Origin of the sequence: Mesorhizobium sp. M0410 (assembly GCF_040321435.1) — a bacterium.
Classification (GTDB): Bacteria; Pseudomonadota; Alphaproteobacteria; order Rhizobiales; family Rhizobiaceae; genus Mesorhizobium.
The window spans coordinates 220,732-241,770 of the sequence record NZ_JAMYRN010000006.1 but is presented as its reverse complement, the minus strand read 5'-3'; the positions used below and the strand labels follow the sequence as shown (position 1 = coordinate 241,770).

Below are 21,039 nucleotides of genomic sequence, written 5' to 3'. Positions count from 1 at the left end.
CGCTGACGCGGACCTGCGGTTCGGGATCATGGCCTAATGCAGCCGGGGCGTGGCGCCCTGGCCCTTGTCGTCGATCACCAGGCCACGATAGAAGCGGTCGAACGTGAAGGCCGCGTTGAGATCGTGTGGCTCGTCCTTGGCAATGGTCCAGGCAAAGCACCAGCCGGAAGCCGGCGTCGCCTTGAAGCCGCCATAGCACCAGCCGCAGTTGAGATACATGCCCGGCAGCGGACCGGTGGTGATGATTGGCGAGCCGTCCATAGACATGTCGCAGACGCCGCCCCATGAGCGCAGCATGCGGACACGGGCCAGCCCAGGGAACAGCGCCAGCATCTCGCTCATCACCTCATCGACGATCGGCAGGCTGCCGCGTTGGGCGTAGCTGTTGTAGCCGTCGAGATCGCCGCCATAGACAAGGCCGCCCTTGTCCGATTGCGACATATAAAAATGGCCCATGCCGAAGGTCAGGACCGTATCGATGAACGGCTTTAGCGATTCCGTGACGAAGGCCTGCAGCACGTGGCTCTCGATCGGCATCGTCTCGATCCCGGCGAGCCGCATGACTTGCCCGGTGCTGCCGGCCACTGCGACGGCTACCTTCTTGGCGCGGATTTCGCCGCGCGTCGTCGTGACGCCGGTGATACGGTCGCCGTCGCGCAGGAAGCCGGTGACCTCGCAGTTTTCGATGATGTCGACGCCGCGGCGATCTGCGCCGCGCGCATAGCCCCAGGCGACGGCGTCGTGGCGGGCGGTGCCGGCGCGCCGCTGCATCAGGCCGCCGACAATCGGGAAGCGCGCGGTGGCCGAGACGTCCAGTGCCGGTATCAGGCGGGCGATCTCCGCCGTAGTCATCAGTTCGGCGTCGACGCCGAGATGGCGCATGGCGTTGCCGCGCCGGGCATAGTCGTCGAGCTGGGCAGGTGTGTGGGCGAGGTTCAGGCAGCCGCGCTGCGAGAACATGACGTTGTAGTTGAGGTCGTGGGCCAGGTTCTCCCACAGCTTCATCGAATGCTCGTAAAAGCGCGTGTTGGCCGGCAGGAGATAATTGGAACGGACCGCTGTGGTGTTGCGGCCGACATTGCCGGAGCCGAGCCAGCCCTTCTCCAGCACCGCGACATTGGTGATGCCGTGCTCCTTGGCTAGGTAGTAAGCGGTCGACAGGCCATGGCCGCCGCCGCCGATGACGATCACGTCATAGGACGCCTTCGGGTCGGGCTTGCGCCAGGCCGGCCTCCAGTCCTTGTTTCCGGTCAGCGCGTTCTTGAGAAGCGAAAAGGCCGAATATTCCGCCATTCTTATTGTCATCCATTTCAGGCTTGGCGGCAGACTATAGAGCAGGTGGCCAACGCAAAGCCAAGATTGCGCCATCGCTTTTCGACTCCCCGACTTCGATTGACCGTCTCCGATTGGCCGAGTTCGATTGGCCGACTTCGAAAAACGAGACGCCTGACTTGCCCCGTGATATGAGCCTCTTTATCAAGGACGTGCTTCAAAACTGCCGATGCCGCTCGCGAGTCGCCAGAAAAGTCATGTTCTTTCGTTTACTCCGCCTGGTCTTGATTCTTGCGCTTGTCGTCTCGGCCCCGCCGTCGTTCGTTGCAATGGCGCAGGCACTCGGGCAGGGCGCCGCCGGGTTGATCGCAGACCAGCAGAAGGTCATCCAGAGTCTGACGGCCAAGACCGACGGTCTCGAGAAGAAAATACAGCAGGACGGCCAAGACGATGCCACCCTGGTGGAAATCCGTCTGCAACTGGAGGATCTGTCGCGGGCGGCGCTCACCAGCGCGCTAGCGTTCCGCTCGCGTCTCGGCGATATCAACGATCGGATTGAGGTGCTGGGACCTCCGCCGGCCGCGGGCCAGCCGGCCGAGCCAGACATCGTAACCGGTGAACGCCAGGCCTTGGCTTCCGAAAAAGCCGAGATCAACGCCGTTATTGCCAGCGCGCAGAACCTGTCGATCCGCATCAGTGGGCTGATCGAGAAGATCGGCAACATGCGCAGCGAGCTGTTTCGCAATGTGCTTACCAAGCGCTACGTGCTGTCCGATGCGCTCAGCCCCGAAGTCTTTTCCGACGCCAACGCTGAGTTTTCCGGCTTCTATAAGGCGGTCTCGTCCTGGCTGAGCTTCGCCTTCAAGTTCAAGTTCCAGGCCATTCTTGCCGCGACTTTGATGGCGCTCGCATTCGCTGCAGTGCTTTTTATCGGCGGCCGACGCCTGTTCGGCCGCGTCTTCGAAGCGGATCCCTCCGTCGAGGACCCCTCCTATCTCAGCCGGCTGTCGGTGGCGTTCTGGTCGACATTGCTGCCGACGCTGGCGGTCGGCGCCTTCCTTGTCTCGACGATCTTCTTCTTCAATTATTACAACGTTTTACGCGGTGACATCGGCATCTTCCTGAATTCGCTGGTTGCCGTTGTCGCGGTGGTGTTCTGCGTCAACCGCCTGACCAACGCAGCGCTCGAGCCCCGACTGCCGAACTGGCGTCTGATCCCGGTCGAAACCGGCCCGGCGCGCTGGCTGGTGCGGCTGACGACCGCTATGGCCGTCGCCATCGGCATCAACTATTTCCTGTCGGTCGTGAACGACAAGATGGGCTCGCCACTGTCGCTGACCATCGCCAGAAGCTTCATCGCCACCATCATCGTCGGCATCATCCTGATCCTGATGGGCTTGCTGAAGCCGTTCAAGGCTCCCGACGGAAGCTGGCGCCCATGGCCGGCGTGGCTGCGCTACACCGCCATCGCGCTAGGCCTTTTCACCATCGCATCGGCACTGCTTGGCTATATCGGCCTTGCAATTTTCGTCTCGCTGCAGGTCGTAGTCACCGGCACGATCCTGGTCACCGCCTATATCGGTTTCCTGTCGGCGCGGGCGATCGGCGAGGAAGGCGGGTTCGCCAAAACTTCGATCGGGCGCTGGCTAGCGGCCAATTCAAGCTACGAAGAGACCGCCCTCGACCAGCTCGGGCTTGTCGTCAGCGCCGCCATCAACATCATGATTGTGCTGGTGTTCCTGCCGCTGATCCTGTTGATGTGGGGTTTCCAGCCCGGCGACATCCAGGCCTGGGCCTACAAGCTGGCGACCGGCCTCACCATCGGTTCGGTGACGATCTCGGTCACCGGCATTCTCACCGGCGTCGTCGTCTTCATTATCGGCTATTTCCTCACGCGCTGGTTCCAGGGCTGGCTCGACGGCTCGGTGATGGCGCGCGGCCGGGTCGACACCGGCGTGCGCAATTCGATCCGGCTGGCGGTCGGTTATGCCGGCGTCGCGGTCGCGGCACTGGTCGGCATCTCGGCGGCTGGTATTGACCTCTCCAATCTTGCGCTGGTCGCCGGCGCCCTGTCCCTCGGCATCGGTTTCGGCCTGCAAAATGTCGTCTCGAATTTCGTGTCGGGCCTGATCCTGCTGGCCGAGCGGCCGTTCAAGGTCGGCGACTGGATCGTCGCCGGCGACATCAGCGGCACGGTCAAGAAGATCAGCGTGCGCGCCACCGAGATCGAAACGTTTCAACGGCAATCGGTGATCCTGCCCAATTCAAACCTGATCAACAATGCGGTCGGCAACTGGACGCACCGCAACAAGCTCGGCCGCATCGACATCAAGGTCGGCGTTGCCTATGGCAGCGACGTCAAGCACGTGCATGGCGTCCTGTTGGAGATCGCACGCAGCCATCCGCTGGTGCTGAAGAACCCGGAACCCTTTGTGTTGTTTTCCAATTTCGGCCCGGCCGCGCTCGAATTCGAGATCCGCGTGTTCCTGGCAGACGTTCTTAGTGGCAATATCGTCCAGAACGACATCCGCTTTGCCATCTTCGATGTGTTCGCCGACCAGCATATCGAAATTCCGTCGACACCGCGCGCCGTCGTCGAGACCAAAAAGCACGAGGCGTGGCCGATCGACGACGACAAGATCGAAGTCGAATTCGCCGAACGGGAACAAGCAAAAGCTCTAGCGGCGGTCGAGGCGAAACGTCTCGCCAAGTCGGGACGCAAGGTACGCAAGCCCGATCCTGACTAGCGTTTGGAGCTTGCCTTCAAGCTTCGGAAATCAATTGCGGCATGAATGCGGCATTCAGTTGCTGTTCAGCTTGCATTGCATATAAGCTCACCTGCAAACGGCGAGAATGCCTTGCGAAATGCAACAGAGGCGGTGGCAACACCGATACTGCAAAATGTGGAAGTCTCTCGTCGCCGCCATCGCTTTTCTGGCCGTGGGCGGTTCGGCCCATGCCGCCAGCGCGGTCAACAAGGACGCCGAGACCCGCACGCTGATCGTGACGGAAGGCGGCGGCAAGACCGAGCTGGCGCTGGCCGCCGGCGAAACCGTGGAATTTTGCCCGAGCGGCTGTTTTGTTACCTTGCCGAATGGCGACCTCGAGGCGCTGACGGGTTCGGAAACCGTCGAGATCTCGGGCGGCGTCGCGCGCATCAAGTAAAGTCGACGCCATGATTTTTGAAGGCCGGGCAAACGCCCGGCCTTTTATTTACTTCCAGTAGTCGGCGATGAAGGTATTCACTTTTCTTCGAAGCTGCGCAGAACGGGCTCTAGCAGCGCTTTCGTACCGAGCAGGGTGAAGGCGTAGGTCCAACTGCATTCGACGAGCTGGTGGCGCGGGCTTTTTTGGCGATGTCGCAAACAGGCTGCAAGCGCGCCGCCGCGCCGACCTATAGTCTGCTCGCAATAGCATCTTGGAGTCGCGGGCAATGGCAGGGTTTCCGGAAAAGGCGAAGGTCGTCATCGTCGGGCTGGGCGGCATCGTCGGCGCATCGGTCGCCCATCACCTGATCGAGCGCGGATGGGACGATATTGTCGGCATCGACAAATCGGGCATCCCGACGGATATCGGCTCGACGGCGCATGCCTCCGACTTCTGCTACACGACCAGCCATGATTTCCTTTCGTGCTGGACGACGCTCTATTCCATCGATTTCTACGAAAAGATGGGTCATTACGCCCGCATCGGCGGCCTCGAGGTCGCACGCGTCGGCGACGACGCCCGCATGGCGGAAATCAAGCGCAAGATCGCCTCGGCGAAGGCCTTCGGCACACGCGCCCGCCTGATCGATCCCGCCGAGATCAAGGAAAAATTCCCGCTGATCGAAGAACAGATGGTACAGGGCGGCCTGTGGGATCCCGATGCCGGCCTCGTCATCCCACGTTCGCAGACAGTCGCCGGCAAGCTGGTCGACCAGGCGGAAGCCTCGGGCAAACTCAAGGCGTTTGCCAACACCTCGGCCAGGTCGCTCGTCATCGAGAACGGCCGCATCAAGGGCGTGGTGACCGACCGCGGCACCATCCAGGCCGACTACGTCGTGGTCTGCACGGGCATTTGGGGGCGGCTGATCGCGGAAATGGCGGGCGAGGACCTGCCGGTCATGCCGATCGACCACCCGCTCACCTTCTTCGGGCCGTACACCGAGTTCGCCGGCACCGGCAAGGAGATCGGCTGGCCGCTGCTGCGCGACCAGGGTAATTCGGCCTATATGCGCGATACCGGCGATCCCAAGACCGCCGAAGGCGGGCAGATCGAATGGGGTTATTACGAAGAGACCAATCCGCGCCTTTGCCATCCGCGCGATATTCTCGAGAAAAACGAGGCACGGCTTTCGCCGTCGCAGCGCGATCTCGACATGGAGCAGATCCTGGCGCCGCTCGAGCGGGCCATGGAACTGACGCCGATCCTGGGCGAGCTGGGCTACAATGAGAGCCATTCCTTCAACGGGCTGCTGCAGGTGACGGCGGACGGCGGCCCTTCGATGGGCGAAAGCCAGAAGGTGAGGGGCCTCTGGTATGCCGTGGCGATCTGGGTCAAGGACGGTCCCGGCATGGGCAAGCTCATCGCTGACTGGATGACAGACGGCCGCACGGCGATCGACCATCACGCCATCGACTATTCGCGCTTCTATCCGCACCAGACGAAAGAGCAGTTCATCTGGGACCGCTGCACTGAAACGGCGATGAAGGTCTACAATCCGGCGGTCCATCCGCGCGAGCCCTTCTCCAAGGCTCGCAATGTCCGCCGCTCGCCGTTCTGGGAGCGCGAGAAGGAACTCGGCGGCTATTTCATGGAGCTCGGCGGCTGGGAGCGCGCCCATGGCTACGCCGCCAACGAGCATCTGCTCGAGAAATACGGCAACCGGGTGCCGGTGCGCCAAAACGAATGGGATAACCGCCACTTCTGGCGCGTCTCGAACGCCGAGCATCTAGCCATGAGCGAGGATTGCGGCATCGTCAACCTGTCGCATTTCGCCATGTACGACGTCGAAGGCCCGGACCATGTCGCGCTGATGGAATGGCTGTGCGCGGCAAAGATCGGCGGTGACGGCAATATCGGCAAGGGCATCTATACCCATTTCCTCGACGAGGCAGGCATGGTGCGCGCCGACCTGACCGTCATCCGCATGGCCGACCGCTGCCGCGTCATCGACGGCGCTGATGCCGGGCCGCGCGACTTCCAGTACATGCGCCGGACGGCAAAAGACAAAGGCTTCGACGTTACCGTCACCGACGTGACCGAGAAGTACGTGACCATCGGCATCTGGGGTCCGAACGCGCGGGCGACATTGGGCAAGTGCGTGGAAAACCCCGACGGGCTGACGCCGGAGAATTTTCCCTTTGCCGCGATCAAGCCCGTCAGGATCGCCGGCAAGGACGTGACCGCCTTCCGCATCTCCTATGTCGGCGAGCAAGGCTGGGAACTGCACATGCGCTACGAGGACGGCCTCGCCGTCTGGGACGCGCTGCGGTCGACCGGCGTGATGGCCTTTGGCGTCGAGACCTATGCCAACAGCCGCCGTATGGAGAAGAGCCTGCGTCTGCAAAACGCGGATCTGTTGACCGAATATAATCTGCTGGAAGCCGACCTTGCCCGACCGAAGGTCAAGGAGGCCGATTTCTGCGGCAAGGCAAAGCATCTGGAATATCGCGCCCGGGTGCACCAGCCGGCCATGCTTTGCACGCTTATCATGACAGACAATACCGATTCCAACGGCGTTCCGCGCTATCCGGTCGGCACGATGCCGGTGATGGACCCGCAAACCGGTGAGACGCTCGTCGACGAGCTCGGCCGCCGCTCCTTCACGACCTCGGTGGCCTATGGTCCGACCCTCGGCAAGAACATCGCGCTCGCCTACCTGCCCTGGGCGTATTGCCAGGAGGGCCGCAAGCTGAACGTCGAATATTTCGGCGAGAAATACCCGGTCGAAGTGGCCGCCGTCGGCTACAGGCCGCTCTATGACCCGGAGAACCTCAATCCGCGCAGCTAAGCATTGGGACGGTCGCAAAAATGTGACCGAGTGAGCCCGGCTCTCCACCGGGCTTTCTCTTTGTCGATCGGCGATTTTCGCTTAACGTGCGGCATGTCTGGTTTTGCCAGTGCAAGACATTTCGTCTCGGGTGCCGCCGCGCTGGCGTCGGTGCTATGGCCAGCGGCAATCTCCCGCGCCGCCGAGCCGGTCGATGTCGAACTGGTGCTGGCAGTCGACGTATCCTTGTCCATGTCGCCGGACGAGCTCGAAATCCAGCGTCATGGCTATGCGGCGGCGCTGACGCATGACGATGTCCTGCAGGCAATCGGCGAAGGCGCTCATGGCAAGATTGCCGTCACCTATGTCGAATGGGCTGGCGCGACCTGGCAGCAGGTCGTCGTGCCGTGGACGGTGATCGCCAATCGTGCCGACGCCGAACGGCTGGCAGCGCAGCTTTCCGCTCATCCGCCGGCCAGTGCCAGGCGCACCTCGATCTCCGGCGCGCTGGAATTCGCCAGCGATCTCTTTGCCGAAAGCGGCTTCCAGGGCGTCAAGCGGGTGATCGACATTTCGGGTGACGGCCCCAACAACCAGGGCGCACCTGTCGATATCACCCGCGACGCCGTGATCAAGCAGGGCATCACCGTCAACGGCCTGCCGCTGATGACCAGGGGCGGGTTCACCAGCGCCTACGATGTCAACAATCTCGACCGCTACTACAGCGACTGCGTCATCGGCGGGCCGGGCTCCTTCATGATCCCGGTCAATGACTGGACGCAGTTTCCGGAGGCCATCCGCCGCAAGCTGGTGCTGGAGCTTGCCGGTCCGGCCTCGCCGCAGCGAGCGGCGGAAGAGGCGGCGCATCCGCCATTGGTGCTGGCACAGGACATCCCCGTCACCGACTGCCTGGTCGGCGAAAAAATGTGGCGCGACCGCAGCTGGATGTACAACACCCGCTAATGGCGAAGTTTGCTGCCGGTGGTGACATACCGCAGTGCAGCATCTGCTTCATTGACAAGCCTGTGCGCGTCTGTGACACAATTCTCCATCCGAACAAAAAAGGGGAACCGACATGAACAAGATCGGAATTCTTGCAGCAAGCTTGACGCTTGCCGTCGGATTGTCCGCGCCGGCCACCGCCGCTACATCGGTCAGCATCGGCATCAGTGGATGGACCGGCTTTGCGCCGCTGACGCTCGCCAAGCAGGCCGGCATCTTCGAAAAGCACGGCCTCGACGTCACCTTGAAGAAGGTGCCGCAAGCCAGTCGGCCCCTCGCCATCGCCAGCGGCGACCTGCAATGCGCCGCCACTACAGTCGAGACCTGGCTGGTCTGGAACGCTAACGGCGTGACGACCAAGCAGATATTCCAGCTCGACAAGTCCTACGGGGCCGACGGCATCGTCGCCCGCAACGACATCAAGACCGTCGCCGATCTCAAGAGTAAGTCGGTCGCGTCCTCGGCGCCGGGCACGTCGCCCTATTTCATGCTGGCCTGGGTGCTCAACAAGAACGGCATGTCGACCAAGGACGTGACGGTCGTCAACCTGGAGCCGGACGCGGCGGCGCAGGCGTTTCTCGCCGGACAGAACGATGCGGCGGTCACCTATGAGCCGTTCATCTCGGCGGTGCGCGAAAAGTCCGACCAGGGCCATATCCTTGTGACCACTCTCGATTATCCGATGGTGCTCGACACGGTCGGCTGCACGCCGGAGTTCCTCAAGGCCAATCCGGATGCGGCCAAGGCGCTTGCCGACAGCTATTTCGAGGCACTTGACCTGATCAAGAGCGACCCGGCGAAATCCTATGAGACGATGGGCGCCGACGTGAAGCAGTCGGCCAAGGAGTTCGAAGAGTCGGCAAAATACCTGAAATGGGCCGACAAGGCTGAAAACAAGCAGTTCTTCACCAAGGAATTCCAGGACTTTTCCAAGACCGCCGGCGAGCTTCTGCTGCAGATGGGCTTGATCAAGGAAGCGCCCGACGTATCGACATTGGCCGACACCAGCGCCGTCGCCGACTAATCGGCAGGATTGTCGCCCGGCGGCGGCGCGTGCGCCGCCGCTTTTTCATTCCGATCAGAGGACGGTCGAAGATGCCGCGCCCCTTGCATCCGGTCTCGCCGGGCATTCGAACCGTGCTCGGCATTTCGTTCTTCGTGCTGTCCGTGGCGTTCTGGGCGTGGATCACGCTTGGCGGCCACGTCAATCGCATTTTCCTTGCCGATCCGCTGTCGATGGTGAGAGACGGTTGGCGGCTGCTGGTCGAGGACCGCTTCTGGCTCGACATCCTTATCACCATCTGGCGCGTCTTCGGCGGGTTCCTGATGGCGGCCATCGTTGCCGTGCCGCTTGGCATCGTGATGGGTGCCTGGAAGCCCGTGGAGGCGTTCCTGGAGCCGTTCGTCTCCTTCGCCCGCTATCTGCCGGCATCGGCCTTCATCCCGCTGCTCATTCTGTGGGCGGGCGTTGGCGAGCTCGAAAAACTGCTGGTGATCTTCGTCGGCTCGGTGTTCCAGATCATCCTGATCATCGCGGTCAAGGTCGGCGGCACACGGCGCGACCTGGTCGAGGCGGCCTACACGCTTGGCTCGTCCGACAACGGCATCGTGCGGCGCGTGATCATGCCGGCCAATGCGCCGGAGATTGCCGAGACCCTGCGGCTGGTGCTCGGCTGGGCCTGGACCTATGTCATCGTCGCCGAGCTGATCGGCTCGTCGTCGGGCATCGGCTACATGATCATCAACAGCCAGTCGCGGCTGGCGACAGGGCAGATCATCTTCGGCATCATCGTCATCGGCCTGATCGGGCTGTTGTCCGATTTCGCCTTCAAGGCGCTCAACCGTTGGCTGTTTCCATGGAGCCTGGCGTGAGCAAGCTGGTCATCGAAGGCGTCTCGCGCACCTTCGCCGGTGTCGGCGGTGGGCAGCCGGTCAAGGCGCTGATGCCGATCGATCTGGCGGTCGCCGCCAACGACTTCATCACCATCCTGGGGCCATCCGGCTGTGGAAAGTCGACGCTGCTCAGGATCGTCGCCGGCCTCGAAGCGCCGAGTGGGGGACGTGTTATGCTCGACGGCAGGGTGGTGGACCGGCCCGGTCCAGACCGCGGCATGGTTTTCCAGTCCTATACGCTGTTTCCGTGGCTGACGGTCGCCGAGAACATCGGCTTCGGCCTGCGCGAACGTGGAATGGCCGAGCACGAGCGCAGCGAAATCGTCGCTTCTTACGTCGATCTCGTCGGGCTGAGAGGTTTTGAAAACCATTGGCCGAAGCAGCTTTCCGGCGGCATGCAGCAGCGCACCGCGATTGCCAGGGCACTGGCCAACGATCCGGAGATCCTGCTGCTCGACGAGCCGTTCGGAGCACTCGACAACCAGACCCGAGGGCTGATGCAGGAGCTGCTTCTCGGCATATGGGAGCGCCGGCAAAAAACGGTGCTGTTCGTCACCCATGACATCGAGGAGGCGATCTTCATGGCGTCGCGCGTGGTAGTGATGACGGCGCGCCCCGGCCGCATCAAGTCGGACGTTGCCGTCGACCTGCCGCATCCGCGCCACTACACGCTGAAGACCAGCCCGGAGTTTTCGGCACTGAAGGCGCGGCTGACCGAAGATATCCGCGTCGAGGCGATGCGCACGGCCGAAGTGCATTGACTCGGCGGGCTTCGTTCAGCCGATGGCCCGATCAAGCCGCCAGAAGCTGCTTGCGGTCGACGCGTTCCTGTTGCGGCGAGCGGGCGTACAACTCGCGATAGCATTTGGAGAAATGCGAGGCGGAAACAAAGCCGCAGGCGACCGCCACTTCGACCACCGGCAACGACGACTGGATCAGCAGGTGCCGGGCGCGGTCGAGGCGGATCTCCAGATAGTAACGGGCAGGGGAGCGCCCCATCTCGGTGCGGAACAGGCGCTCAATCTGCCGGCGCGACAGGTCGACATGGTCAGCGATCTCGATCAGCGAGAGCGGCTCGGAGAGATTGGCTTCCATCAGCTCGATAATGGTCAGCACCTTGGAATTCTGCACGCCAAGGCGGGCGCGCAGCGGCAGGCGCTGGCGGTCGGTCGGGCTGCGCACGCGATCGGTCAGCACCTGCTCGCAGACGCGGTTGACGAGGCTCTCGTCGAAATCGTCGCCGATCAGCTTCAGCATCATATCGAGGGCGGCGGTGCCGCCGGCGCAGGTGTAGATGTTCTGGTCGATCTCGAAGAGGTCGGCGAAGACATTGGCCTTGGGGAACGCCTCGGAAAAGCCCGGCAGGTTCTCCCAATGGATGGCGCAGCGCTTGTTGGACAACAGGCCTGCTGCGGCCAGGATATGCGCGCCGGTGCACAGGCCGCCGACGGCAACGCCACGATTGTACTCTTCGCGCAACCAGGCAAAGGCCGATTTGTTCTGGTAGCGCTCGACATTGATGCCGCTGCAGACGATGGCCATGTTCGGCCGGTCCGGTCCGGACATTTTCTTGCGCTCTTCCTCCAGCGAGGTGTTGACGGCGCATTCGACGCCGTTCGAGGCGCGCACCGGCTTGCCGTCGATGCTGGCGAGCCGCCAGCGATAGGCTTCATAGCCGAGCATGCGGTTGGCCGAACGCAACGGATCGAGCGCCGTCGCGAAGGCGATCATGGTGAAATCGGGGACCAGGAAGAATACGAACGATCGCCGGATCGGGTGCTTTACGACGTTCACGGGTAGATCCTCACGCTGCAATGGCGCGAACAGGATGTCGCGATCAGCATAGCGACATCAGGAAAGACGTTTCCTGTCAATTGGCTAGATGGCAACGGAGCGACTTTATTTGCGACACGGGTCGCAAATGGGCAATCGCTGTGCGGCGAAGGACGTGACAGGCCGCCGGATCGACCAACGAGCCTACGCAGTCTGCGCACACGAAAACGCCGCCTCGGCAAAACCAAGGCGGCGCTGGATCGACTTCGAAGCAGCGCTGGGCTGCTTCCGCCAGGATTGCTGTCTCAGGCGACGAAGCCGAGGCGCGCGGCAGCCATGGCCCCGGTCTGGCCGGGCATGGTGTTGGCCAGGCGCTGGCGCTCGAGCGCGGTCGTCAGGTTCATTTCGCGGCGGGCAAAGAGGCGGGCAAAAAGCTTCATGATCATCTCCATTCGGTTGCTCAGACGGGTCGCCTTCGCTTGATGGAGTGGGGCAGCTCGTTTGTTGATGATGATATAGGCTTACGTGAGGGGAAACTAAATCGCAAAAGCGAAGCACTTGATATGAAAAGCGACACCGAATGCGACAAATTTGGGCAATCTGCCTAGGATTTTCGATTATTTACAATGTGTTGATTGCCAGTGCGGGCTGCTATGCGACTTGCTCATATGCGGCATGCGACGGCGACATGGCTCGGGAAAATCATTTGAATACAAACAAAAAGGCCTGCCGGGCTGATCTGCGCGGCAGGCCTTCAGCTGTTGATACACACGGTTTACTTTGCTCCAGCCCAAGATCCCACACCATGGCGAGTGCCGGTCTTGGCATCGGCAGCTTCGGGCCAGCCGATATCCTTCTGCAGTTCAATCGGCAGCGCGCGGATGGCGCGTTCCGTCTGGTAGCGGGCACGGGCCTCGCTGAACTCGGTCGCGATCCGACCGATGGATGACAGGATAGACATCTCATTCTCCTTCGCGTTGGCCGGGATGTCCCGGCGCTTGCAGCGTCAGGCGGTACACCGGGTTTGTTTCAGCTTCATTTCGTGTCGATTGCAGGTCCGTGTCATGGTTGTTTCGGGACCACTTCGATGCGTCCTGCCTTCGATGGAGTTGACTATCCTCCCAAACTGATGTTCAATCAAACGAAATGGAATGATGGTTTGCATCAGAAAAATTGAAGGTCGCTTGCCATGAACGCCCCACTCAATCATCCGCTGCCGCTGCTCGATCTCGACGTTCTGCGCACTTTCGTCGCAATCGCCGAGACCGGCAGCTTCACCACTGCGGCCAATGCGGTCTTCCGCACGCCGTCGGCCGTCTCCATGCAGATCAAGAAGCTGGAGGACATTCTCGGCCGCTCGGTGTTCGCGCGCGACGCCCGTTCGGTGACGCTGACCACCGATGGCGAGATGCTGCTCGGCTATGCGCGCCGGCTGCTGTCGATCAATCGCGAGGTGGTGTCGAAGTTCATCATTCCAGACATTGTCGGGGTGGTGCGGCTCGGCTCGCCGGACGATTATGGCGAACGTGTGCTGCCGCATGTGCTGAAGCGATTCGCACAGTCGCATCCTTCCATCGCGGTCGACGTCACCATCGACCAGAGCGTCAACCTGCGCCGTCGCATGGACGATCGGGCACTCGACATCACGCTGCTCACCAACTCATACAAGACCAGCGCGATCGGCGCCGAAGTACTGCTCACCGAGCCTATCGTCTGGGCCGGCGCCAAGGGGGGCTGTGCGCATCTGCGCGAGCCGCTGCCGGTCTCCTTGTGGGAAGAAGGCTGCGCCTGGCGGGCGGGTGCATTGGAGGCGCTTGGCCGCGAGGGCCGCAACTACCGTATCGCCTATATGAGCGCGCACACGGCCGGCCAGCGCGCCGCGATCATGGCGGATCTTGCAGTCGCGCCGCTGCCGAAATCCTTCCTCGGCAGTGACATGGTCGAGCTGTGCCCGAAGGACGGCATGCCAGACATAGGCACCTACAACCTCGCCATGGTGGTGACGCCGGACGCCAGCGCGCCGGTGAAGGCAGTCGCCGACCATATCCGAGCGACGTTTGAGATGTTCAGGGAAACTGGGAAGTTCTGAGCCAAACTACGACCTGAGCGGCGCAACCAGATCGCGAGGGGTTCCGTCGCGGTCTGCCCTTTGCAGCGACAACTCTCCTGCCTTGGCATGATAACTGTCAGTTTCGTTGGTCAAGAAGGCCACTATGCTGTCCCGCGCGCGTCGCGCCTCCGGCATGTCGATCAACGGCCAGACATGGAACATGCCTTGCTCGTGGACGACCTCAATGTCGACGCCGGCCGCGCGTGCCTTTTCCGCGAAGATCAGATTGTCGGGTGTAAGCAGATCGCGTGAACCGGTCAGCAGCAGCGTTTTGGGCAGCACCGACAGGTCGCCGTAAACCGGGCTGATGCGCCAGTCGGTGGGATCTATGCCGGCGCTGTAAAGCCGGATCGCCTCGCGGCCGCCGGCAATGCCCAGCCATGGATCGTTGCGTTCGGCCTCATACATTTCTGGGTTGGCGAGCGACACGTCAAGGCCGGGCGAAATCAGCACGTGGCGCGATGGCAAGGGCAGGCCGTCTTGCGCAGCCATCATGGTCAGCACGACAGCCATGTTTCCGCCGGCGGAATCGCCCATGAAGATGATGTCATTTGCCCTGGTTTCGCCGAACATCTGGCGGTAGACGGCGCCGACCATACCGAACATCGCGTGGAAATCGTGTTCGGGAGCAATGGGATAGATCGGCACGGTGATACCGAACCCGAGGCGGTCGGCCATGTCGGCGATCAGCCGCCAATGATAGGGGGTGATTTCAAAGACGTAAGCGCCGCCGTGCAGGTAGAGAATCCGCCTCCGCTCACCAGCCTTGGGCGCGATCTCGTAGACGGGAAAGCCGTTGATCGTGCGGGTTGTGATCTCCAGGCGCGACCGCAGCGACGCAGGCGGCCGATGGTTTTCCGTCTTGCGCGCATAGGCGATCCAGCGCTGCAGGTTCTCCGGGCTGGAAAACGCCTTCTTACGGCTGTACCTGAGCACGAACGAAACGACGTGGCTTTTGAGACTGGGCATGCAGATACACGGACTTCGGCTGAGCCGACTAAGAGAACCCCCGACTATTTTGAAGATTGTGTCGCCACCAAAAAAGTCAATATTTATGCAATCTCAACACGGTGATTTGACTCCAGCTGGCGATAAAGCCTCAGGTCCATGAAGTCGCTAGCCCACCTGGGCAGCTCAGCGCCGCGGGCGGCAGTGCGGCGCGCAGCCAATTGCTGGGTGCAGCCGGAGCCGCATTGCGGCCCCGGCGAATACCAAGCAGCTTGCATTTGTCGATGAAGTTCATCCGCGCTGCATGCCCCAGCCGACCGAAAGCTGCCTTTCGCTTGAACGCGGCGACACCGGCCAGCCAATGTCCTTCTGGATCTCAGGCGGCAAGCTGTTGAGGATGCGCAGCGACTTGCGCGCTTCGCGTGTTTTCTTGAAGGCCGCACCATAGCGGCCGAGGCTTCCGAACATCGACATCTTGATCTCCTTTGGAGCGTTGCGGTGGCCGACAACTGTTTCTGCCTGCCGTTCGATGCCGGTTAAATGCTCCGCACATGTATCTGGCGGATTTCACGAAAACGCGATTTCGTTTCCAGATCGGCGCGATCTGGAAACATTTGCATACAAATGAAAATAGAAAGGCTGACAGCCGAGCGGAGGCGAGTCATCCCCGCCCGCGCCGCGCGGCGTGGCCTTCGCGCGAACGCCGTCGCGGGGCAGCGTCGCCGGCAATGCCGTCTTCGCTCACCGTCTTGCGCGGCGGCAGTTTCACCGCCGCCGACAGCTTGGGGAACGGGTCGATCTTATTTGGGAGCGCCATGGCATAAACGAAATGTTCCTGGAATTTCGGCTCCAGCGCCGTCTCGATCTTCTCGATCCTGCTGACGGTTTCCTCGATCTCGCGGCGATAGCCGCGGTTCAGGAGCGCCATGCGGGCGCCGGCGCCGGCCGCATTGCCGACGGCCGAGACCTTGTCGAGGTCGCAGTCCGGGATCAGGCCCAGCACCATTGCGTATTTCGGATCGATGAACGAGCCGAACGCGCCGGCAAAATGGATACGGTCGACATGTTCGGTGTGCTGCTTTTCCATCAAAAGCTTGGTTCCGGCATAAAGCGCCGCCTTGGCAAGCTGGATGGCGCGCACGTCGGTCTGGGTAATGGTGATCTTGGGCTCGCCTTCCTTCAGCACATAGGAGAAGGTGCGGCCATTGGCGACGACGCGAGGCGAGTGGCCGCTCAGCGATCCATCGACGACGCCGTCCTCGGAAATGATGCCGGCGAGGTACATCTCGGCTACCACCTCGATGATGCCGGAGCCGCAAATGCCGGTGACGCCGGTCGCCTGCACGCTGTCGAGGAAGCCCGGCTCGTCGGACCAGAGTTCCGAGCCGATAACGCGGTATTTCGGCTCCAGCGTTTCGGGATCGATACGGACGCGTTCGATTGCACCCGGTGCGGCGCGCTGGCCACCGGAGATTTCCGCACCCTCGAAGGCCGGGCCGGTTGGCGAGGAGGCCGCCACGACCCGCTGGCGATTGCCGAGCACGATCTCGGCATTGGTACCGACATCGACGATCAGCATCATCTCGTCCTGCCGATGCGGGCCTTCCGACAGCGTCACTGCAGCCGCATCAGCGCCGACATGGCCGGCAATGCAAGGCAGCATGTAAAGCCTGGCGCCCTGGTTGAGTTTCAAGCCGATATCCGATGCCTTGATGTGCACGGCGCCGGAGACGGCTAGCGCGAAGGGAGCGCCGCCGAGTTCGGTCGGATCGATGCCGAGGAACAGATGATGCATGATCGGATTACCGACGAAAACGGAATCCAGGATATCGTTACGCTGGACGTTGCCTTCGGCGCAGACCTTGTCGACGAGGCCCGAAATGGCCTCGCGCACGGCGACCGTCATGCCTTCGCGGCCGTCCGGGTTCATCATCACGTAAGAGACGCGGCTCATCAGATCCTCGCCGAAGCGGATCTGCGGATTGGAGGTGCCCGACGAGGCGGCGACCCGACCCGACAGCAACGACACCAGATGCATGGCGATCGTGGTCGAGCCGATATCGCAGGCAAGCCCGTATGCCTCGTTCTTCAGGCCAGGCCACAGAGCGATGACCCGCGCGGTCTCGCTGTCGGTGTCCTTGTGGATGGCGGCCGTCGCGGTCCAGTTGCCTTTGCGCAAAATGCCTTGCACCTGCGGCAACAGATGGAAATCGAAATCTAGGCTCTTGAGGCCCCAGTCCTTCATCAGCGCGATCTTCAGGCGGTCGAGGTCGCCGAGCGGCTTGTGCATGTCGGGTTCTTCGATCTCGACATAGCACATGCGGATAGCCGCATCGCGGGCGATGACCCTGGTATCGGCGTCCTTGCGGATAGTCTGCGCGTTAATAACGGTGTCCTGCGGCACGTCGACGACGAGATCGCCGAGGATCTGTGCCGAGCAGGACAAGCGGCGCCGCTCGGGGAGCCCGCGAACGCGCTCGTAGCGCTCTTCCTTGGCGCCCTTGGGCGAGAGGTGATCGTTGGAGGAGACGATCTTGTGCTTGGCGAAATTGCCTTCCTGCACCTCGATCTGGCAACGCCCGCAAGTGGCACGCCCGCCGCACACGCTCTCGACGTAGACACCAAGCTGGCGCGCGGCATCCAGAACCGGTGTGCCGACCGGAAACCGCCCGCGCTTGCCCGACGGCATGAACAGCACGAGCGGATCAGTGATGTTGACGGGAGAGTTCATTCGTTCCAGACTTTACTTTCTACGCTGCTCGGGTCTTGGCCACGGCAGCGATGCCGCTGTGTTTCGGTTCCTCCCAGTCGTAAACCCATATCGTGTCGGCCAAGCCATGGCTCAACCCCGGGCCATCCGCGCTTCGCGGCCGCCGCGCCTGCGTCCGCCATTGCCATTGCCATCGCCCGGCGCGTTGACCTGCGTCCGGGCGGCAACGGCCTGGCCGCCTTCAGCAGGCTTGTAGTCCTTGTATGTCCTGATCCAGTTGGTGCAGTTCTCGTCGGTGCCGTTCAGCACGTTGGCGCCGCGCACCGCTTCCATTTCCTGCGGCCGCACCGGGTTCATGATCGCCGAGGTCATGCCGGCGCCGATCACCATCGGGATGAAGGCGGCGTTGATGCCATGACGGTGCGGCAGGCCGAATGAGATGTTGGAGAGGCCACAGGTGGTGTTGACCTTGAGCTCCTCGCGCAGCCGGCGTAGCAGGGCAAATACCTGGCGGCCGGCATCGCCCAGCGCGCCGATCGGCATGACCAGCGGGTCGACGACCACGTCATGCGCCGGAATGCCGAAGTCGGCGCAGCGCTGAACGATCTTCTTGGCGACGGCAAAGCGCACATCGGGGTCCATCGAAATACCGGTCTCGTCGTTGGAAATGGCGACGACCGGAACGTTGTATTTCTTGATCAGCGGCAGGATGGCTTCGAGCTTTTCCTCCTCGCCGGTGACGGAATTGACCAGCGGCCGGCCCTTGGCGACCTTCAGCGCCGCTTCGATCGCGGCGGTCACCGAGGAGTCGATCGACAGCGGCAGATCGACCAGGCCCTGCACGATCTCCAGCGTCTGCACCAGCAGCGCCGGCTCGGTGGCGTTGGGGTCGACTGCGGTGACGCCGGCGTTGACGTCGAGCATGGTCGCGCCGCAGGCGGCCTGCTCCAGCGCATCCTTGATGACGGTCTCAAAATTGCCGGCGATCATTTCGGCGGCGAGCTTTTTGCGGCCGGTCGGATTAATGCGCTCGCCGATCACGCAGAAGGGCTGATCGAAGCCGATGATGATTTCTCGTGTCGCCGAGGCGACGATGGTGCGGGTCATGAAATCTCTCCATCGTGATATAAAGAGTTCTTTATATCGTTATCTGTTTGTGATCAAGCGAATGCTGACGATTCGCGCTGTCAATGCGCGGTTTTGACCATGTCGACCTGGGTTTCGGTGAGGTCGTCATGCAGTATGTGGTCGAGCCGGTCGGCAACGAGCTGGTCGTCGCGGCGGATTTCGCGCTTCCATGGCCGGCGACCCTTCAGCACGCCGGATTCGTCGACGATCTCGGCGACGTATTCTTCCTGGCGATAGGCCATCACATGAACGCCGGACACACCGGGAATTTCCTTCACCTCATTGATGATGTCGATGCAGAGCTGCTTACCTTCCTTCTTCTGATCCTGAGCGCCTTCCAGGCGCTTGACGATCTGATCGGGAATGTGAATGCCCGGCACGTTGGAGCGGATCCATTTGGCCGTCTTGGCCGAGGCCAGCGGCCCGACGCCGCACAGGATGAAGCATTTCTCGGTATAGCCGAGATCGCGGACCTTCTGCATGTAGGTACGGAACATCGGCACGTCGAAGCAATACTGGCTCTGCACGAACTGCGCGCCGGCAGCGATCTTCTTGCCAAGCCGATAGGGCCGGAAATCGATCGGCGGCGCGAACGGGTTGATGGCCGCGCCAAGGAAAAGCTGCGGCGGGGTCGTCAATTTGCGGCCGGACAGGAATTTTCCGTTGTCGCGCATGATACGGCAGGTTTCGAGCAGCGACATGCAGTCGAGATCGAACACCGGCTTGGCGCCGGGCTGGTCGCCGGCCTGCACGCCGTCGCCGGTCAGGCAGAGCATATTGGCGACGCCCATCGCAGCACCCCCAAGCACGTCGCCCTGGATGGCGATGCGGTTCCGGTCGCGGCAGGCGATCTGCATGATCGGGGCATAGCCCATGCGGGTCAGGAGGGCGCAGATGCCGACCGACGACATGTGGCAGTTGGCGCCGGAAGCGTCGACGGCATTGATGGCGTCGACCCAGCCGTCGAAAATCCTGGCGCGGTTGTAGACGTCTTCCGGATCGGCGCTGTCGGGCGGATTGAGCTCGGTCGTCACTGCGAATTCGCCGCGTCTCAATACGCGCTCCAGGCGACCACGCGAGGTGTGGCCGGGCAGGGGATCGAGCGGCAAATGGATGCCGGCCGGATTCTCGTCGGGCTGGCGGCCAATCATGCCGACGCTCCAGTGTTGGTAATGTTCCGGGCCGCATCGCGGGCGGCCGCCGCCTGCGCGGTGACGCGCAGCCACGCGGAGGTCTCGCGCAAGGATTGGTCGACCGGTTTCTGCACCTCCAAAATCCTGTCGCCATGCACCATGTTCCGCGAGCCTTCCCAGGCCTTAACCCAGACGCAGGGCATATCAGGCTCGACCTCGCAATTGCCGTTGGCGCGGACACCGCCACAAGGGCCGTTGCGCAATTGCTTAGGGCAGTTCATCGGGCACGACATGCCGGTCGAGGAAAGGATGCACTGGCCGCACATGCGGCAGTCGAACATGAAACCCTTGACGCGCTTTTCGACGAATTTCACCGGTCCTTCGACGCGGCTGTAGCCGATGCCCTTCCAAAGCGGGTGGAGGAGCAGAAACATGTCGGCGAATTTGGCGTAAAACCATTCGAGCAACCGCGAATGCCGGACCGACCAAAGCCGCACTGCAAACGAACGCTGCACGCGCCGCTGCGGCGACACGTCGGCCGGCTTGTAGTCGGATTTCGGCGCCGCCTTCCTGACGATGGTCGCCTGCGTCAGGCCGGTCTGAGCCGTCGTCGCCGGCATTGATTGGGGATCAGACATTTTCTTTGCCGCCCGCCTTGACCAGAGCTATCAGCCGCTCGCGGTCGTATTTCGCATCGATTTCCTGAAGAGCCTTCTCCGCCTCGGCTTCAAGATCGTCACCGACTAGGATGGGTTCTGCCTTGCGCCATTCGGCAAGATAGTCGTCGGTGCCGCCGGCGCCGGTGCGCATGGCGCACATGTCGATCGCCTCGGTGAAGCGCAGCGGCAGTTCGCGCTTGGCGTTCTGCCGGCCCTTTTTGACGATGACCTGGGCGGGGATGTCGCGCCAGTAGACGACGATCAGATCGGCCATGAATTCCTGCTCCTGCAGAGCGCCGCGCGTCCAATCGAACGCACAAACGATGCTCTACCATCTAACTCCGCTGCATCGTGCCCTCCAAAGATCGATTCCGATGTTTTGGGCCAATGCAGTGGTTTCGAGCATTGCCGGAAGCGCTGTTGGGCTGCTTGTTATG

19 protein-coding genes are annotated in these 21,039 nt (G+C 62.1%); 8 read left to right on the top strand and 11 right to left on the bottom strand.

Features of this window, described 5'->3' with window-relative positions; genetic code table 11:
• Window positions 1-33 precede the first annotated feature (33 nt).
• Window positions 34-1,293: a sarcosine oxidase subunit beta gene (locus tag NKI63_RS11050; protein WP_352821447.1), complete on the bottom strand. Its 1,260-nt coding sequence runs from the start codon at window positions 1,291-1,293 to the stop codon at window positions 34-36.
• Window positions 1,294-1,529: 236 nt separating this feature from the next.
• Between NKI63_RS11050 and NKI63_RS11045 the strand changes: the two genes are divergently transcribed.
• The 7 genes from NKI63_RS11045 to NKI63_RS11015 all read left to right on the top strand — a co-directional run bounded on the left by NKI63_RS11045 (window position 1,530) and on the right by NKI63_RS11015 (window position 10,902).
• Window positions 1,530-4,019, top strand: coding sequence for a mechanosensitive ion channel family protein (locus NKI63_RS11045; RefSeq protein WP_352738695.1), 2,490 nt, complete (start codon window positions 1,530-1,532; stop codon window positions 4,017-4,019).
• Window positions 4,020-4,173: 154 nt separating this feature from the next.
• Complete coding sequence (locus NKI63_RS11040) at window positions 4,174-4,437, top strand: hypothetical protein (RefSeq protein WP_254818157.1); 264 nt, start codon at window positions 4,174-4,176, stop codon at window positions 4,435-4,437.
• Window positions 4,438-4,705: 268 nt separating this feature from the next.
• On the top strand, window positions 4,706-7,267 hold the full coding sequence (locus tag NKI63_RS11035; protein WP_352738693.1) for a GcvT family protein: 2,562 nt from the start codon (window positions 4,706-4,708) through the stop codon (window positions 7,265-7,267).
• A gap of 93 nt (window positions 7,268-7,360) precedes the next feature.
• Complete coding sequence (locus tag NKI63_RS11030) at window positions 7,361-8,209, top strand: DUF1194 domain-containing protein (RefSeq protein ID WP_352738691.1); 849 nt, start codon at window positions 7,361-7,363, stop codon at window positions 8,207-8,209.
• Between the two features lie 112 nt (window positions 8,210-8,321).
• Window positions 8,322-9,272, top strand: a complete 951-nt coding sequence (locus NKI63_RS11025; protein WP_352821441.1) for an ABC transporter substrate-binding protein — start codon at window positions 8,322-8,324, stop codon at window positions 9,270-9,272.
• A gap of 71 nt (window positions 9,273-9,343) precedes the next feature.
• Window positions 9,344-10,120: an ABC transporter permease gene (locus NKI63_RS11020; protein ID WP_352737211.1), complete on the top strand. Its 777-nt coding sequence runs from the start codon at window positions 9,344-9,346 to the stop codon at window positions 10,118-10,120.
• On the top strand, window positions 10,117-10,902 hold the full coding sequence (locus NKI63_RS11015) for an ABC transporter ATP-binding protein (protein ID WP_352737210.1): 786 nt from the start codon (window positions 10,117-10,119) through the stop codon (window positions 10,900-10,902). Before NKI63_RS11020 ends, NKI63_RS11015 begins: the two co-directional genes overlap by 4 nt.
• Window positions 10,903-10,933: 31 nt before the next feature.
• Here NKI63_RS11015 and NKI63_RS11010 read toward each other — a convergent pair whose 3' ends face one another.
• The 3 genes from NKI63_RS11010 to NKI63_RS11000 all read right to left on the bottom strand — a co-directional run bounded on the left by NKI63_RS11010 (window position 10,934) and on the right by NKI63_RS11000 (window position 12,875).
• Window positions 10,934-11,872: a GlxA family transcriptional regulator gene (locus NKI63_RS11010; protein ID WP_302895626.1), complete on the bottom strand. Its 939-nt coding sequence runs from the start codon at window positions 11,870-11,872 to the stop codon at window positions 10,934-10,936.
• Window positions 11,873-12,219: 347 nt separating this feature from the next.
• Window positions 12,220-12,366, bottom strand: coding sequence for a hypothetical protein (locus NKI63_RS11005; protein WP_198030510.1), 147 nt, complete (start codon window positions 12,364-12,366; stop codon window positions 12,220-12,222).
• A gap of 323 nt (window positions 12,367-12,689) precedes the next feature.
• The gene (locus NKI63_RS11000; protein ID WP_023719925.1) at window positions 12,690-12,875 is read right to left on the bottom strand and encodes a hypothetical protein; all 186 of its coding nucleotides are present in this window, start codon (window positions 12,873-12,875) and stop codon (window positions 12,690-12,692) included.
• Window positions 12,876-13,103: 228 nt separating this feature from the next.
• Between NKI63_RS11000 and NKI63_RS10995 the strand changes: the two genes are divergently transcribed.
• Window positions 13,104-14,003, top strand: a complete 900-nt coding sequence (locus NKI63_RS10995) for a LysR substrate-binding domain-containing protein (RefSeq protein WP_023676521.1) — start codon at window positions 13,104-13,106, stop codon at window positions 14,001-14,003.
• Between the two features lie 6 nt (window positions 14,004-14,009).
• Here NKI63_RS10995 and NKI63_RS10990 read toward each other — a convergent pair whose 3' ends face one another.
• The 7 genes from NKI63_RS10990 to NKI63_RS10960 form a co-directional block, all read right to left on the bottom strand.
• Window positions 14,010-14,993, bottom strand: a complete 984-nt coding sequence (locus tag NKI63_RS10990; protein WP_352737209.1) for an alpha/beta hydrolase — start codon at window positions 14,991-14,993, stop codon at window positions 14,010-14,012.
• Window positions 14,994-15,263: 270 nt separating this feature from the next.
• On the bottom strand, window positions 15,264-15,446 hold the full coding sequence (locus NKI63_RS10985; RefSeq protein ID WP_352477599.1) for a hypothetical protein: 183 nt from the start codon (window positions 15,444-15,446) through the stop codon (window positions 15,264-15,266).
• Between the two features lie 187 nt (window positions 15,447-15,633).
• Window positions 15,634-17,703, bottom strand: coding sequence for an ASKHA domain-containing protein (locus tag NKI63_RS10980; protein ID WP_352688163.1), 2,070 nt, complete (start codon window positions 17,701-17,703; stop codon window positions 15,634-15,636).
• Window positions 17,704-17,814: 111 nt separating this feature from the next.
• Window positions 17,815-18,789: a methyltetrahydrofolate cobalamin methyltransferase gene (locus NKI63_RS10975; protein ID WP_023676516.1), complete on the bottom strand. Its 975-nt coding sequence runs from the start codon at window positions 18,787-18,789 to the stop codon at window positions 17,815-17,817.
• A gap of 80 nt (window positions 18,790-18,869) precedes the next feature.
• A complete protein-coding gene (locus NKI63_RS10970) occupies window positions 18,870-19,961 on the bottom strand; it encodes a methylenetetrahydrofolate reductase (RefSeq protein ID WP_352477600.1) in 1,092 nt (363 codons plus the stop codon).
• Window positions 19,958-20,581, bottom strand: coding sequence for a methylenetetrahydrofolate reductase C-terminal domain-containing protein (locus tag NKI63_RS10965; protein WP_352505747.1), 624 nt, complete (start codon window positions 20,579-20,581; stop codon window positions 19,958-19,960). Before NKI63_RS10965 ends, NKI63_RS10970 begins: the two co-directional genes overlap by 4 nt.
• Complete coding sequence (locus NKI63_RS10960) at window positions 20,574-20,876, bottom strand: virulence factor (protein ID WP_352505748.1); 303 nt, start codon at window positions 20,874-20,876, stop codon at window positions 20,574-20,576. The genes NKI63_RS10965 and NKI63_RS10960 overlap by 8 nt, the downstream gene beginning before the upstream one ends.
• Window positions 20,877-21,039 lie beyond the last annotated feature (163 nt).